The sequence below is a fragment of the Mesorhizobium sp. ArgA1 genome (assembly GCF_053714375.1).
Map to the genome: position 1 here is coordinate 1 of NZ_JBSKBQ010000030.1, position 16,057 is coordinate 16,057.

At 59.1% G+C, this 16,057-nt stretch carries 8 protein-coding genes and 1 pseudogene; 4 read left to right on the top strand and 5 right to left on the bottom strand.

The window, feature by feature from the left end; genetic code table 11:
* Nucleotides 1-100: 100 nt before the first annotated feature.
* Nucleotides 101-1,138: pseudogene (locus ACWGTI_RS30140) on the top strand (LLM class flavin-dependent oxidoreductase); the annotation flags it as partial.
* Nucleotides 1,139-1,335: 197 nt separating this feature from the next.
* On the opposite strand, the gene ACWGTI_RS30145 reads toward ACWGTI_RS30140, so the two are convergent.
* The 3 genes from ACWGTI_RS30145 to pmtA form a co-directional block, all read right to left on the bottom strand.
* On the bottom strand, nt 1,336-2,979 hold the full coding sequence (locus tag ACWGTI_RS30145; RefSeq protein ID WP_454590405.1) for an MFS transporter: 1,644 nt from the start codon (nt 2,977-2,979) through the stop codon (nt 1,336-1,338).
* A gap of 569 nt (nt 2,980-3,548) precedes the next feature.
* On the bottom strand, nt 3,549-5,195 hold the full coding sequence (locus ACWGTI_RS30150) for an MFS transporter (RefSeq protein WP_454590389.1): 1,647 nt from the start codon (nt 5,193-5,195) through the stop codon (nt 3,549-3,551).
* A 503-nt stretch (nt 5,196-5,698) separates the two neighbouring features.
* The gene (gene pmtA, locus ACWGTI_RS30155) at nt 5,699-6,295 is read right to left on the bottom strand and encodes a phospholipid N-methyltransferase PmtA (RefSeq protein WP_454590406.1); all 597 of its coding nucleotides are present in this window, start codon (nt 6,293-6,295) and stop codon (nt 5,699-5,701) included.
* A gap of 874 nt (nt 6,296-7,169) precedes the next feature.
* On the opposite strand from pmtA, the gene glmS reads away from it, so the two are divergent.
* The gene (glmS, locus tag ACWGTI_RS30160) at nt 7,170-8,993 is read left to right on the top strand and encodes a glutamine--fructose-6-phosphate transaminase (isomerizing) (RefSeq protein ID WP_454590390.1); all 1,824 of its coding nucleotides are present in this window, start codon (nt 7,170-7,172) and stop codon (nt 8,991-8,993) included.
* A 589-nt stretch (nt 8,994-9,582) separates the two neighbouring features.
* Here glmS and ACWGTI_RS30165 read toward each other — a convergent pair.
* Nucleotides 9,583-10,668, bottom strand: coding sequence for a Gfo/Idh/MocA family protein (locus tag ACWGTI_RS30165; protein WP_454590391.1), 1,086 nt, complete (start codon nt 10,666-10,668; stop codon nt 9,583-9,585).
* A gap of 1,395 nt (nt 10,669-12,063) precedes the next feature.
* On the opposite strand from ACWGTI_RS30165, the gene ACWGTI_RS30170 reads away from it, so the two are divergent.
* Both ACWGTI_RS30170 and ACWGTI_RS30175 read left to right on the top strand, forming a co-directional pair.
* Nucleotides 12,064-12,852, top strand: a complete 789-nt coding sequence (locus ACWGTI_RS30170; RefSeq protein WP_454590392.1) for a hypothetical protein — start codon at nt 12,064-12,066, stop codon at nt 12,850-12,852.
* Between the two features lie 63 nt (nt 12,853-12,915).
* Nucleotides 12,916-13,947: an aldo/keto reductase gene (locus tag ACWGTI_RS30175; RefSeq protein ID WP_454590393.1), complete on the top strand. Its 1,032-nt coding sequence runs from the start codon at nt 12,916-12,918 to the stop codon at nt 13,945-13,947.
* Between the two features lie 656 nt (nt 13,948-14,603).
* Here the strand turns inward: ACWGTI_RS30175 and ACWGTI_RS30180 are convergent.
* Nucleotides 14,604-16,016 (bottom strand): aminotransferase-like domain-containing protein, encoded by a 1,413-nt coding sequence (locus ACWGTI_RS30180; protein ID WP_454590394.1) that lies wholly within the window; start codon nt 16,014-16,016, stop codon nt 14,604-14,606.
* Nucleotides 16,017-16,057 lie beyond the last annotated feature (41 nt).

Below are 16,057 nucleotides of genomic sequence, written 5' to 3' on the forward strand. Positions count from 1 at the left end.
CCTCCATCATTCACGCAGCTTTACGGTACAGTGTCAGTTCATACAGAACTCCTTCCGTGCCTCTGCAGCACACTCTCATCAATGAATACAGCGCGACACCCAGGCGGCCGACCGTCTTGGGTTCAAGGGCGTGCTGTTGCCCACGGGAACGCGCTGTGAGGACGCCTGGATCATCGCCGCCGGCTTGATCCCGCTCACCGAGCGACTGAAGTTCCTCGTTGCACTGCGACCGGGCAGCGGAACGCCTGCTCTGTTTGCGCGTCATGCGGCTACGCTGGACCGCATCTCCGGCGGCCGTGTACTGCTCAACGTTGTCACCGGAGCGGATCCGGCCGATCTCGCCGGCGACGGCAACAAGCTGAACCATGACGAGCGCTATGCGCAGACCGACGAATTCTTGACCATCTGGCGGCGGATCCTGTCGGGTGAACCTGCGGATTTCGAGGGCAAGTATCTATCCGCGCACGGCACAGACATTTCCTTTCCGCCAGTCCAGCAACCTCATCCGCCACTTTGGTTTGGAGGGTCGTCCGACGCTGGCATCGCGATCGCCGCCAAGCACGTCGACACCTACCTGAGCTGGGGCGAGCCAGTCGACCAGCTCGCGGAAAAAATCGAGAGGGTGAAGAAGGCGACGGCCGAACAAGGCCGGCGCTCCATGCGCTTCGGTCTTCGCATTCACCTGATCGTGCGCGAAACGGAGGACGAAGCCTGGGCTGCAGCAGATCGGCTGATTAGCAACGTCACCGACGACCTCATCGCCGAGGCCCAGAACGGATTTACCAACATCTCGGAATCCGTCGGGCAAAGGCGCATGTCGGCGCTTCACCAGGGCCGACGCGACCGCCTGGTCGTAGGGCCAAATCTGTGGGCCGGGCCTGGACTGGTGCGCGGCGGCGCGGGCACGGCCCTCGTCGGCAATCCAGACAACGTCGGCGCGCGTATTCGCGAGTATCAGGAGATCGGGATCGAGACCGTGATCGCCTCAGCCTACCCGCACCTCGAGGAGGCATTCAACGTCGCCGAACTGCTTTTTCCCAAACTCGGACTGGCTCGCGAAGCAGCACCGGCCGAGCGCAGTTGGGACGTCGAATTCGGGGGCGGCATCCAGCCCAACCTAGCAGCGTCCGCCGGCTAATACCCCGTCAAATCCATCACAAAGGAGGATCTGTTGCAATCAGCCATCGCGGCGTTTGCCGCGCGGTTTCCGTTTATGGCTCCCGTCCCGGCAGCGGGTTTTTCGGGACGACTGATGGGTTGCGAGGCTTGCTTTCGCAGCCTCCTCAAGGGGAGCCACGCACCTGCCAGCCTGCGGCGCCGCCCTAAGCGCATCTCTCATTTATGGGATACATAAGTCATCGGGAAATAAGACTTGCGCGCTGCGCCGGCAGGCCGCTCGACCAGGATGTTTGTTCGCGGCGGGTGTGTCGTTGCACTGAGCTTCAGCAGCGCGTCGTCCAGTTCCCTGTCGGCCTCAGTCAAGCGGTGATGGAGACGATGATAGTCTGTCCAGGTTGGAGTACGATATGCCTCGACCCATCGTGACGGCTGCTGGATGTCGCGCGTGAGTGTCCATTGCCGGGCGCCAACGCGGCTTTGGACGTAGCGGCGCTTCTGCATGATTTCGAGGAATTGGTCGACGTCTTCATCGAGGATTGCGTATTCCGTTGTGACAAGGATGGGGCCGCTCCGTGGTTTCAGATCAAGGGCGATCGCCGGTGCGCAGAAGCCTCCGGAAGGTTCGAGCTCCGATTCAGAACGATTGCTGATCGGCAACTTGAACCCGAGAGCCGCGACCGCCAGCGTTGCGACGCAGGACCAGGCCATGGCCGAGGGGAGTGAGTAATTTTGGACGACAGCGCCCCAAAACCAGCTGCCGGCGGCGATGCCGCCATAGGTGAACGCGCTGTAGATTGAGATCGTGCGTCCGACGATCCAGCGCGGGCTCGCCAGTTGCACGTTCACGCCAAGTCCGGACCATGCCGTTACCCAGCCTGCGCCGCCAAGGGCAAGGCAGACGGTCGTGATGGCAAGGGAGGACGTGAGCGCAAGTGAGATCTCACATATGGCGCATGCAATGCAAGCAAGGACCACCAGTCGTTCCTGCGTGAGCGTCCGCCTGAGAGCCGGGTTCATGAGCCCGGCCGCAAGGGCGCCGGCGCCAAAGCCGCCCATCATGATACCGTAGCCGACCGGGCCGCCCTTCAGGATGTCGCGGGCCACCAGCGGCAGCAGCGCCAGTGTAGAGGTGCTTGCAAACCCAAACAGGGTGCCGCGGACGATCGTCGACTTGATTTCCGAGGAGATGGCCGTGAAGCGCAGACCGTCATAGATGGCGGCCATCAGCGCTTCGCGCGGCAGCGATGAGGTTTGGACCTTCCAGTTATTGCGCCACAAGGCAGTAAGAGGGGCGACAAAGCCCAAGGTAGTCAGCGCGAATGTGACGAGGGGCCCAAACGCGGCAACGATGATGCCGCCCAGCGCGGGACCGACACTGCGCACGGTGTTGAACCCGACATTGAGCAGCGTGATGGCCGCCGGCAGATGGCGGCGCTCCAGGATGTCGCCGATTGAGGCTCGCCAGGCGGGATCGCTGAGAGCGATGCCGCAACCATCGAGAAAGCTAAAGGCGAGGATCAACCATGGATCGTGAATGCCAAAGGCCATGAGGATCGTCAGCATCGCTGAGGCCGCCATCATAAGGCTTCTACCGATGATCATCACCATGCGGCGACTATAGTTGTCGGCAATGGCTCCCACGAACACCGCCAGGAAGAAAGCTGGCAAGGTCGACGAGGCCTGGACCAGCGCAACCAAAACGTCTGAACTGGAAACGGTGGCCATGAGCCAGCCGAGCGCCACCGTCTGCATCAGCCAGCCGAGGCTCGAAAGCTGAGATGCCAGAAAGATGGAGCGGAAGGTCGGATTTTTCAGCGGCGCCAATAACCCCGTGGATGCGTTTCCCTCGGTCGAAAGCATGGCGATCAATCTCTTCTCGACAAGGAGCTCAAGCTCGTTGTCGCGGGTAGCATCCGATTCAGAGTAATGTGCTGGAGTGCTTCAGGCTTACGTTTCTTAACGTCACTTACCTGCGGTCGAAAGTGTTTTGTATTGAACGGCGGAGTCATTGATGTGAACGGCCGATGGCGCCGGTTTCCTGATCGTCTCAAATTTCGATGAGCCGCTTCCCCAGAAGCGGATGCCTATAGCATAGCCGAAGAGCGATCGGGTGGGTCAGGTCTCTTTCATCTTCGGGCCAGTTGACGAAATCGACAACGTCCGCACGGCTCGCAATCTCCTCTACGATTTAGGTAGCGTCATGAAAATGCGGCTGCTGAAATCCTCCGTGTTCGATCGGTTTGTCCAACCTGCTTTACCCTCAAGTTGCGCGGGTGCCCATCGCGGAACGGTTTGGGCGGATGGAGCCCCCATCGAGGCGGCTGCAATAGTCACAATCGCGACTATTGCAGCTCCAGTGTTCACCGACCCGCGCCAATTGCGCAGGATTCGAAAACTGTGAGAGCGCCCGTTCAGCGCGCTTCCGTCACCTATGGGCGCGATACGAAAGGCACAGGCTGAACTTCGCTGCCGGGGGCCGGGCTTGTGGACCGCTCGATAGACAGTGTGAGATGTGGAGGAGTCTCACCAGCCTGCAGCGCGGCGAGGCGCTCGGCTACCTCCCTGTCAGCCACGGTCAGCCGATGATTGAGACGAAGATAATCCGTCCAGGTCGGGGTGCGGAATGTCTCGGTCCAAATGGTTGGCTTCTGAAGATTTCGTTGCAGCGTCCAATTGCGCGCGCCAGCACGGCTCTGGACGCGCCGCCTTTCGCGCATGCAGCGCAGAAACGGCTCGACGTTGGCTTCGGGGATCGAATACTCCACCTTGATCACGATTGGACCGCTCCTTGGCCTCAGAGTGAGGGCCAGTGCTGGTGGGATGAAGTCGGCAGCCCCTTGATCGGATTCTTCCCATAGCTGGATCGGCAATAGCTTTCCCGCTGCAGCAACCAGCAACAGAGACACGGCAGCACCTTCCAAAGCCCACGTCAGCGAATAGTTCTGCGCGACAGCACCCCAGATCCAGCTGCCGGCCGCCATGCCGCCATAGGTCAAAGCGTAGTAGATCGACAGAGTGCGACCAACAACCCACCTGGGACTTGCCAACTGCACACACACGTCCGTTCCGGTCCAGGTGACAACCCAGCCCGCGCCGCCGATTGCAAGCGCGATCGCCGCCACAGCAACCGAAGATGTGAGAGCCAGCAAAAGGCAGCACGTCGCGCAGGCAAGGGACGCCAGCGTGATCAATCGATTCTGGGACGTGATGCGTCTCAAGTAGCCATTACTTATGCCGGCTACGAAGGCACCAGCGCCGAAGCCGGCCAACAGGACGCCGTAAACAAGTGGCCCACCCGCCAGCTGATCACGAACCAGGAGCGGGAGCAGAGCGAGGATCGAGATGCTCGACAGCCCGAACAGGGTTGCACGCACGATCGCGATCCGGATCTCCGACGAGATCGCTGTGAAGCGCATGCCATCATGAATGGCCATTGTCATTCGCTCGCGCGGAAGCGGCGACGAGCGAACGTGCCATTTGGAGCGCAGGACCGCGCTCAATGGGACCAGGTCGCTTAAAGCCGCCAATACAAATGCGGCCAGTGGGCCAAGGAAGGCCAAAATTACACCGCCCAGCGCCGGTCCTATGCTTCGGACAATATTATATCCCACCGACATCAGCGTCACGGCAGCGGGTATCTCGCGCTTGTCCAGAATATCGCCGACCGAGGCGTGCCAGGCCGGATCATTCAAGGCAAAGCCGCAGCCGGCCAGGAAACTGAGGCCAAGGATCAACCAAGGACTGACAAAGCCCAACCCCACAGAAAGGGCCAGCGTCGTCGACGCCAGGGCGATCAGGCAATGTCCGGCAAGCATCACCCCGCGGCGGCTGAAGCTGTCTGCGATGGCCCCAGCAAGGATCGACAGAAAAAAAGCTGGCAGCGTCGATGCAGCCTGCACCAGCGCCACCATCAGATCGGAAGCTGAAATCGTGGCCATGAGCCAACTGATAGCCACGCTCTGGACCAGCCAGCCTAGGCTGGAAATCTGTGTGGCTGTCCAGATCGAGCGAAAGACCGGGTTCTGAAGAGGGATCAATGTGGTCGCCGCAAAGGTCGGAGAATTTTCAGGCCGCATGACTTCTCACCTTCCCTCACCTGACCGCAGCGCGCTTTACGCACAGCCTGCGCACAACCAAGTCTCGAACTCGCGCTCTCATCAAAGGAGATGCTCATCGTCGTGCTGATGCCCGATGAGCGTCGGTTGGATATGAACTGGTCGCGGTCGCGCAGCCCGACGGCTGCGTTGGTTTTGCCCTGCGACTCTAGCTTTGGATGGTGCTACCGCCCCGATGACCAGCTTGTCAAACTGTCGCGATGCTGGGGCTGCCCGTAGCATCGGCTGGATGATTACAAGCAAGGGCAATGATGACAGGAGCTCGGGATGCTTGTTGGGGAACCTACTCGGACGCAGGCTTCACCACTTGATAGAATCCTGCAGTTATTCCACACGGAGTTTGCGCACTCACTGACACGCCATCGTAGATCAGCTTGGGGAAGCTCTTCCGCTCCTCGTCAGAAACCAGCCGGAGCGATATGGTTGCGGGCGACGGTGAAGGGGAAGCGAAATGCTTATCCTCCTTATACTGCCCGTCTATAGGTCCACAGCTGCGCGGGCGGGATATTGCGGACGACGAAATCGTAATGAGACACAGCGTAACGGTCGGGCATTTTGATCACGGGGGACAAAGGCCCGTAGGTAATCTGAATTACAGGTCTCCCAGCAGGAATGCGGGCGAGCAAATCCTCGAGCAGAGCGACGCGCCGCTCCATCGGAAAGCTCAGCAACGGCACCGCGCTTATGACACAGTCGAATAGTTCCGCGCGTCGCTCCGCCAGGACTTCACTCAAGGCAAACGCATCGCCCAGGCGAAAATCCACGCCTGGAAAGCGTTGCGTCAAGCGATCATAGAAATCCTTCGAATATTCGACCGATACCAGTTGATGCGGCTCGATGCCTCTTTCAAGGATAGCCTTGGAGATGACTCCGGTGCCCGCGCCAAGCTCAAGAACTGCCATCCCGGACCCGGGATTTATCACACTCGCCATCCGGCGCGCCGCATGGACCGACGTTGGCATGAGGGCACCCACTCTTTTCTTGTCCTTTTGCCACCCCCTGAAGAATTGCACCTCTTCCTCAAACTTCCTGCCGAGGCGCTCCTTCAACCGAAAGACCATGTCCACTCCCTGCTTCCGCAATTTGTCCGGGTCATTTTAACGGCGCACGTTTGTACAAATCCTGCGGTATTTACAAGGCAGGTCATGACGCAGCGCCCGTCAGATCGGGATTTAGCACGATGATCGAACGAACGGTCGAGATTGGGCTGAGAGGTGGTCTTCATCCGTTAGACCGAGCGCTTGCATTGACTCCGTGGCACAGCGCGGACCCGGGGCGACAATCCCGCTGCCGGGCAGTTGCCTCCCGTGGTTAGCGCGCTATCGTAGCGCGCGATTCGTCGCCTGGAGGGTTCATGCGTCAAAAGACAAAGTCATTTGTCATAGAGATCAGGTCGTCCCGAAAACCCAAGTCGAATGACCCGAGAAACTCGATCTGGGGAAAGCTGGACCTCACGCCCGATCAGGACAACCCGGTGGAAAAAGAAGTAGCCGAGCTGCATCCAGTCGGCGACAAAGACTAACTCCGAATCTGCTGCCCCGCCACGTCAGGGACCCTGCGGGAAGCTGCCAGGCTGATGCCAGCAAGCCCCCTTATCAACGGCAGGCTGGCGTTGGGCGCACGGACAGGTGTCGAGGTCGCCCGGGAGAATCTTTCGCTGACCAGTTTAATCATCCATTTGCCCAATAGACGATCTTCATGCCGGTTGGGCTCAAGCTTGGCCACGGGGGGTGAAGGGACAATCCGAGACACCTCTCACCAGTCAGCCCCTGCGGTTCGGCAACTGGTCTACGATGAAGCGCCTATCCCAAACTACTTGAGAAATCTTGCCCCAAGTGACAACCGCCACCGGGTCATCCTTTTGGATGGCGACCTGGGCGATTGCGTCGCTTATCAGACGGAACCCATTTCAATCCCACCTAAGGGAACTGTTGCATGTGCGGCATCATCGGAATTGTCGGCCAACAGCAGGTCGCGCCGCTCATCGTCGACGCGCTGAAGCGGCTCGAATATCGCGGCTATGACTCGGCAGGCGTCGCAACTATCGAGAAGGGCGAGCTCGGCCGCCGCCGTGCCGAGGGCAAACTGATCAACCTTGAACGTCGGCTGCAGGACGAGCCGCTCGACGGCACGATCGGTATCGGCCATACTCGCTGGGCAACCCACGGCGTGCCCAACGAGACCAATGCGCATCCGCATTTCTCCAACGATGTCGCCATCGTCCACAACGGCATCATCGAGAATTTCGCCGAGCTGCGCGACGAGCTGATCCGCGACGGTTATTCTTTCTCGTCGCAGACCGACACCGAGGTCGTCGCGCATCTGGTGGCGCGCGAGCTCGCCAAAGGCCTGGAGCCGGTCGAGGCGGCGCATGCGGCCCTGAAGCGCCTGTCAGGCGCGTTTGCGCTGGCGATCATGTTCCAGGGCGACGAGGACCTGATCGTCGGCGCCCGCAACGGCCCGCCTTTGGCCGTCGGCCACGGCGAAGGCGAGATGTTCCTCGGTTCCGACGCGATCGCGCTCGCTCCGTTCACCAACTCGATCACCTATCTCGAGGACGGCGACTGGGCAGTCGTGCGCCGCGACAGCGTTGCCATTTTCGACATCGACGGCAAGAAGGTCGACCGCAAGCGCCAGCAGTCGCTGTCGACCAGCTTCATGGTCGACAAGGGCAATCGCCGCCATTTCATGGAAAAGGAAATTCATGAGCAGCCCGAGGTGATTTCGCACACGCTGGCGCACTACGTCGATTTCGTCTCCGGTGTCTCCAAGCCGCTCGACCTGCCATTCGATTTCGCCAAGATCGGCCGCCTGGTCATCTCCGCCTGCGGCACTGCGTATCTTGCCGGCCTGATCGGCAAATACTGGTTCGAGCGCTATGCGCGGCTGCCGGTCGATATCGATGTCGCGTCGGAATTCCGTTACCGCGAGATGCCGCTGTCGGCCAGCGATGCCGCCTTTTTCATCTCGCAGTCCGGCGAGACCGCCGATACGTTGGCTTCGCTGCGCTATTGCCGCAAGGCCGGCATGAAGATCGGCGCGGTCGTCAATGTGCGGGAATCGACCATGGCGCGCGAATCCGACGTCGTGCTGCCAACCCTGGCGGGGCCTGAGATCGGCGTCGCTTCGACCAAGGCTTTTACTTGCCAGCTCTCCGTACTGGCCTCGCTCGCGGTGGGGGCGGGTGTGGCACGCGGCACGATTTCGCGCGACCAGGAAAAGCAGTTGGTACACGATCTTTCCGAAGCGCCGCGTTTGGCTACCCAGGTGCTGGAGTTGGCAGAGCAGGTCGAAAGCGTCGCGCACTCGCTTTCCCACTACAAGAACGTCCTCTATCTCGGCCGCGACACCAATTTCCCGCTGGCCATGGAAGGCGCGCTGAAGCTGAAGGAGATTTCCTACATCCACGCCGAGGGCTATGCGGCTGGCGAACTGAAACACGGGCCGATCGCGCTGATAGACGAGAACATGCCGGTGATCGTGATCGCGCCGCACGACCGGGTCTTCGAAAAGACCGTCTCGAACATGCAGGAAGTGGCGGCGCGCGGCGGCAAGATCATCCTGATCACCGATGCCAAGGGCGCGGCACAGGTGAGCGTGAAGACGATGGAGACGATCGTGCTTCCGGATGTGCCGGAAATCATCTCGCCCATCATCTACGCGCTGCCGATCCAGATGCTGGCCTATTTCGCTGCCGTATTCATGGGCACTGACGTCGACCAGCCGCGCAATCTGGCGAAATCGGTGACGGTGGAGTAGGCTGCAAGCTGGAGCGAAAGGTTCCTTGGGGCGCAAGTCAGGTCAACGTTATACGCCGCTAACGTTTTATGGTGCTGTCGCACGAATCCTCTACAAGGGGGGCGCATCACTCGAACGAGCATGATTCGGGAGCGCGAGATGCTGCGTGATGAGCTAGACGAGGCCGTCATCGACCGCCTGTATGAAGAGGTGGAAAAGCCGAGATCCACAGTCACAAGCTCAAACTGAAGGGCGACCTTCAGCAATTTGCCTTCCGCCGCCCAGATCACCTGCGAGAGCGGCGTGCCTGTAACAATAATACCACCGCTGAAGCTGGCTCCGCTCTTTAAAAAAGTTCGACGATCGATGTTCTGTACGAGACCCTTCATGATTTCCACGCATGTTCTGTTTACTAGCTGCTGCGACTTTCGGCATGATGGGAAACGGAAGCCGGCCAAACCGAAAAGCCTGCCTTGACCGCCCTCTCTCAATGGAATTTGCAGAACCCTCAGCACGGCCACCGAACAATACGTCAGTGTCCGAGGCCTCCAGATCCGAGCTTCACTGAGTGTTCCTGCTTTCATTCACCTCATGAAATCGGGTCTTGAAATCAACCTCGAACGCCGCCACGCCTCGCAACGATCGGGCGTTTGCTGTTGAGCGTTTCGACCGATATCACCCGCCCAGTGGTCGCCGATGTGATCGCGGCCTGCATGAGAGCGAGACTGCCAATATTGTCACGTCCGAGGCTTGCGAACGGTGCGACGTCGCCATTCTCGACCGCTCGCGCAAACGTCGCCAAGCTTTCTCTTCGTCCGAACGATCCTATCTTCGGAAGGTCGATCGGCACTGCAGGGTGGCCGACTTTTCGGAGCCTGACTTGATCGCCATCCAATGTCACATCGCGGTCGCCGCGGCAGGTCCAGATGATCTCGCCCTCGGCGCATTCCATATGCCATTCGCCACCATACGGCGTCTCCGCTCCAACGCTAAGCCAATTGCCGCGATAGGTGACGACGGTGCCTCGATCGAAGATGATCGTCGCAGCCGCTGCGGGTGGCTCTCTGAACGGACTCCCTTCCGGCTGCCAGGCGGTACAATATACCTGCCGGGGTTCCTGCCCGAGCACCATACGCATCAGGTCAAAGTGGTGGATGCCAAGATCCTCAAGAAGGGGCTGTCGGAAGGTGTAGAAAGATGCATCTGCCGGCGTACAGTTCAGGAATCGCCGGAATTCGATATGGACTGCGCCTAGCGGACCGAGCACCTGCTCTCTGACAAGCTGGGCAGCGCTGAGAGCTGCAGGAAAGAAGCGGAAGTTCTGGCTCACCATAAGCGTTAGGTGGCAACGTTCCGCCAAATCGGCGAGACGCACCGCCTCGACTGTCGTAGACACAAAGGGCTTCTCTACCAGTACGTGCTTGCCGGTCTCCAGAGCAACTTCAATGAGAGAAGCATGCGCCCGAACGTCCGCCGTAATCAAAACAGCATCGGCATTAATATTCGACAGTGCCGCCTCAAGGGTTGGGAAACACTGGTTCGGGCGAGCTCCCAACCGCAGCTCCATTCGCTTCAACGCGTTGGGGTTCTGATCGACCCAGCCCGTCGCCTCGACTTCGGGCACCCGAGGTACGACCGTTTCAGCCCAGTCTGCACCCCATTGACCAAGTCCAACCTGAACCATCCGAGTTGTCATGATATCACCTACCTATAGACTAGCCGAACAGTTGACGTTGCTTCAATTGGCAATCACAATACCTTCGACGCACATCAACATGGCGGAGTCTCTCGCAGCGATCCTGCCAGCCAATAAGTGTTATGTAAAGTAAATGTTCTGTAAATATTTATTACTATACATTTATTTACTTAATCGAAAATCTCGAAAAGTTTGCCTCTTGGCGTCGGTTGCGCCCCAAACCTGCGACAAGTCAGTGATGTCATGTCAATTTTTTATGAAAGCGTTGAGCTGCCAGTTCGCCGCCACGATCCAAGGCCCTGTCATCCACGGATAACATCTAAGCCTGATTTCGGTTTTGATTCCTGTTGCGTTTCTTTGCTCGGCTCAGGTGCATCTGTTTCTTCGCCAATGTCGGACATCATCTTTTAGGCACGCTCAGCCGCGGCTTTCTCGCTGTTTCGCAAGTTCTTCACGTTGAGGCGTAAGCCGAATGGCAGCGAGCGACACCGCGCTGCGAGCCCCCGCTGCTGCGCTAGCTACCAGCGGGGGCGAGCGATCTCGCCGATCTGTGGGGGGTGGCCGGCTTGTCGTCGGGAAGTACTTGCCGCTCAAGGGGCGCGGCCCCGAACAGTTAAACAGACCGACAGTCCGCTCATCGGGAACCCCAGCCTCCGACAGAGAGGCGCAGGCATGGAGATGCGCCAGACACGGGCATCGTCTTGTCCGTCGTGATCCTGGGCCATGGAGGATCGCCTCCACCTGCATCGTGTTGGGGACAATCACCCGGCCGACACAAGGCGACAGCACCCGCACCGCCGCTGTGGCGTTCCCAGTCGCCTCGATCACAACCTCATCCGTCCGTCGCAAACTGCCCCTGTGTTAGGTGAAGGTAGTCTCGATCGAGGTCGAGGCTTGCAAGGCACTGAAGGCCGATCTCGCCGTTGTTGTTTCCTCCAGTGATGATCGTGGTGGAGCCGCAGAGGCTGAGATAATCGCAACCCACAGATCAGGCTGACGATGCGCCAGCGGCCGATCAACTGGTAGCCCTCCGGCGCGGTCGGAACGGTCTCTTAGCCAGATGACCTCGGCAACATGAATCAGTTGACGTCAACGACCGACGCCTGGGTTTGTCGAGTCTGAGACAAGGTCGTATTCCGCCTAGCTCCGTTGCGCTGTCCCATTTAGGCATTTAAACTATTGAACAAAAGGCGAAAAATTCTTTTTGAAAGATAGTTCCGCGCAATTGGCACGACTTTTGAATTATCCCATCACGAAGCGGCAGGTTTTCGCGACGTTCTTATCGTCGATGGCGGTGCTCTCTTCGATTCATCGAGCTACTGCCGCTTCACCAGAAATGGTGACACAGCGATGGTTCGACGCAGAATAGCCAGTTACTAGCTTGGGAGTCATACAATGTCTGGAAACCAAGACCTTGGGTTAGATGTTATTCGTGCCCAACCGGGTACATATGGCTGCGGGATGGGTCTGGGGATCATGCTGTTCGATGAGGTTTACCCCGGTTATCCCGGTTCTGTACGGAACGCGAGTGCGCATCCATACCCGGTTCAGTACGATGTAGTCGAAGGTGTCGACGCCGATCGGCTTATAATTCAGTCGGATAAAACCGCTTGCCTAGAACCCATACTGGAGGCCGCTCGTCGGCTCGAACGCATGGGGTGTCGAGTCATCGCTGCTGAGTGTGCTCACTTTGCGTATTTTCAAAAAGAGGTGGCGGCCGAAGTCTCCGTGCCCGTATTTATGTCGAGCCTTTTGCAGGTACCTCTCGCACAGCGGCTGACCGGAGGCACGGGACGCGTTGCCATTGTGTGTGCCTACCCTCGCCGGCTGACCGAGCACCATTTCGTCAGCGCTGGTATTGATCCTGGATCCAACCTTGCGTTGATGGGCATATGCGAAGACTATTCCTGCCCGGAATTCGAGGATCTGTGGAACGCAGACAAGTGGCGCTCTGCGGTTCCGATGGCCAGTTTCGAACGCGCCGAAGCCGAGTTCGTAAGTGCGTGTAGGGACTTCGTCTCCAAGAACCCTGACCTGCGCGCATTGGTATTCGTGTGCACAGGGCTTCAGCCGTTCGCACGCTGTGTGCAGCGCGAAGTCAGGTTGCCTATTTTCTCTTGGAGCACGTTGCTCGACTTTGCCTTTTCAGTTGTCGTTCATCGCGAGCACTATGGCCACGTTTGAAACGCCCTGCCCCGCTCCTACTCCCACATTTCATTCAATCCTTCTCCCGGAAAACATTCCATCATGCGCTACAACCAGCTTGGCAATACCGGCCTATTCGTCTCCGAACTCTGCCTCGGCGCTCTGACCTTCGGTCCTCCCGACGAGACCTTGATCGCCAGCCTCGACCAGAAAGGCGTCGACGAGATCGTCGGCCGCTCCATTGCCGCCGGCGTCAATTTCTTCGACACGGCGGACGTCTATTCATTCGGCGAGTCCGAACGCCTGCTCGGCCAGTCATTCAAGGACCTGGCCGTTAAACGCTCGGACGTCATCATCGCCACCAAGGTGCATGGCGCCATGGGCAGCGGACCGAACGAGCGCGGCTCCTCACGCGGCCACATCATGGATTCGATCGATGCCAGCCTCGAACGGCTGCAGCTCGACCATATCGACCTCTATCAGTTGCACGGCAACGACACTGTGACGCCAATCGACGAGACGCTGCGGGCACTCGATGATCTCATCTCCAGCGGCAAGGTCCGGTATGTCGGCGTGTCCAACTGGCAGGCCTGGCGCATCGCCAAGTCGCTTGGCATCGCCGACCGCAAGGGCTTTTCCCGTTTCGAGACCATCCAGTCCTACTACTCGATCGCCGGCCGCGACCTCGAACGCGAGATCGTGCCGCTGCTCAACGAGGAGAAGCTCGGCCTGATGGTCTGGTCGCCCCTGGCGGGCGGGCTGCTCTCGGGAAAATACGGCCCCGGTGGCGTTGGCAAAGGTCGGCGCACCGGCTTCAACTTCCCGCCAGTCAACGAGGACCGCGTCTGGGCCGCGGTCGCGATTATGCGCGAGATAGCCACGAAGCACGATGTCAACGTCGCCACGGTGGCGCTGGGCTACGTGCTGGCCAAGCCTTTCGTGATGAGCGTGATCATCGGCGCCAGCCGCATGGACCAGCTCGAACAGAACCTCGCCGCTACTGGGCTGAAGCTTGATTCAGACGATCTCGCGAAGCTCGATGAGGTCAGCGCGCTGCCGTCCGAATATCCCGGCTGGATGCTGGAACGGCAGAATGCCGGGCGCCGTCCTGGACCTTTCGTGGCGATGCCGTAATCGCCCAATTTATTTGGCCTCGCTTGGGCCGTATTTCTTTTGACGCGCGGCTTGCTTTCAGAGACGCCCGACCTCGGGAGATCCCAAACCCCTGACGCGTGCCAGAGTGCTTGAGGCTGCACCTGTGAACAGGCATTGATGGCGGTCGACGAGGCGATCGAAGACGTCGGCATGCGCAGCAAGCTGGGAGATTTGACCAAGTAACCTGAGATCGGCGCTCCGCGTTGCCGGGAGAGGCTGCCGAGCAACAGGTCGCACCCTTGGTGTGTACGGTTCCAGCCGGAGGGCCCCTGCCATATGATGACGAAGAAAGGTGGGCTCAATCGTCACAAGCTATCTTAGGTATGGTTGTGGCCCCGGGGACGCCATCGGAAGACTTCGATGACAATCATCTGCCGTTGACGACAGGAGGGGCATTGCCGCAGGGAGCGTCCGATAAGGACCTCGCAGCGGCCGGCTCTCGGCAATTGCCATCGCTCGCAAAAGCTCGTCCGCTGTCGCGACGTGCTCGGAATGCCGCGCAGCTGTAGCCGTCGAATAGCCGTTGGGCGAAGGACTACCGCGCCGCCTGCTGAGGCGCTGATCAAGACGGCGCCGTTGTATCCGCCGTCACGGAGAATGCACGAGACTGCGCAGCCTCAAGCCTTTCGATCTCGTTACCGTCCGACCGACCTGTGCATCATTTCACCCAGTTTCGCCAGATAGGCTTCGTTCTGCGCGGTCCATGGGAACGAGAAGTTGAGCGCTACGAAATTTCGGAAGGAGGACTCGATCGAGAAGATAGGACCTGGGAGAAAACTGAAGTCGGATTCTACCGCTTGAAGCAAAGCGCTGGTTGCATCGAAGCTGACTGGACCTCGTACCCAGCACATAAACCCGCCGATAGGGGGCGATACGACACATTCCCTGGGAAAATGTTCTGCCATCAAATCGAGTCCACGTTGCATCCGCGCTGCAAGCGTGCCGCGCAACTGCCTCAAATGTCGATCCTGACTGCGGGTCGCCAGAAACGTGGCGATCGCGCGCTGGACAATACCATCACCGCTGTTCAGTCCATGTGTATATTGGTAAGTCATCAAACGTCGTGTGTGGGTGCCGGCAATGATCCAACCCAATCCATATGCTGGCGGGAGCGAGGCCATGAAACTCCCGAATTGCACCACGATGTCGGACGGATCGTGTTGTTTGAACGAAGGCTGTCTGCTGCCATCGTAATTCAGGTCGCTGAACATGTCATTTTCGAGGATAAGCACCTGGTGTTGGCGAGCGATTTCCACAACACGGCGCATTGTTTGCTCGGAATAGGTCACGCCTGTGGGATAGTGATGGGAGCCTGTAAGCAACGCCACGCGAACCGAATTAGAACGGACAAGATGCAGGAATTGTTCGGGATCGATGCCCGAGCGCGGGTGGGAATAAATTTCCACGACGGAGAGGCTCTTGCGGTTCAATCCGGCCAGCATAGGAAAATAAGAAGGGCTTTCGACCAGAATGACGTCTCCTGGCTTGGTAAATGCGTTGAGGCACATGTCGAAGCACGACATCCCGGTGTTGCCGACAACGATTTCCCCGTGTGATACGACGCTTCCCCGCCTTGATGCCCGACGCGAAATCTCGTGGCGCAACTGCACGTCGCCTTGTGGTGAATCGCACCCAACAAGCCGTGTCTCGCCTTGGCGCAAGAGCTGGCGCAGCAGGCGGTCTATGTCGTTGCGGTCGAATAGGTCCGGACTTGGGTAGAAGCTGCCGAATGCGCCAAGCTCATTTGAATACCAAATATGGAGCAAAGCCTCAGGCAGATTTTTTACCGCCTCGCCACCGACATCGTGGCTATTGGCCCCTGGGTCTGTCACTGGTGCCGGCGCACCGACGACATAGAAGCCCGACCGGGGCCGGGCCTCGCAAACCCCTTCAGCCTCCAAGAGCTCGTATGCATGATGCACTGTCATCGGGCTATACCCGGTGTCTTCGCTCAACTGCCGAACAGAAGGCAGGCGGTCACCGACCCTTAGAGTCCCTGTGCCAATACGACGCTTGATGAGGTCAACGACAGATTCGTAACGGCGCATAGCCGATGTCTTGGGACCATGGGTCATAGGACTGGAATTCC

What these genes read in the sequence shown, in the direction of transcription:
- ACWGTI_RS30145 (WP_454590405.1), bottom strand. Translation starts at nt 2,979, where the DNA reads ATGCTTTCGACCGAGGGAAACGCATCCACGGGGTTATTGGCGCCGCTG.
- ACWGTI_RS30150 (WP_454590389.1), bottom strand. Translation starts at nt 5,195, where the DNA reads ATGCGGCCTGAAAATTCTCCGACCTTTGCGGCGACCACATTGATCCCT.
- pmtA (WP_454590406.1), bottom strand. Translation starts at nt 6,295, where the DNA reads ATGGTCTTTCGGTTGAAGGAGCGCCTCGGCAGGAAGTTTGAGGAAGAG.
- glmS (WP_454590390.1), top strand. Translation starts at nt 7,170, where the DNA reads ATGTGCGGCATCATCGGAATTGTCGGCCAACAGCAGGTCGCGCCGCTC.
- ACWGTI_RS30165 (WP_454590391.1), bottom strand. Translation starts at nt 10,668, where the DNA reads ATGACAACTCGGATGGTTCAGGTTGGACTTGGTCAATGGGGTGCAGAC.
- ACWGTI_RS30170 (WP_454590392.1), top strand. Translation starts at nt 12,064, where the DNA reads ATGTCTGGAAACCAAGACCTTGGGTTAGATGTTATTCGTGCCCAACCG.
- ACWGTI_RS30175 (WP_454590393.1), top strand. Translation starts at nt 12,916, where the DNA reads ATGCGCTACAACCAGCTTGGCAATACCGGCCTATTCGTCTCCGAACTC.
- ACWGTI_RS30180 (WP_454590394.1), bottom strand. Translation starts at nt 16,016, where the DNA reads ATGCGCCGTTACGAATCTGTCGTTGACCTCATCAAGCGTCGTATTGGC.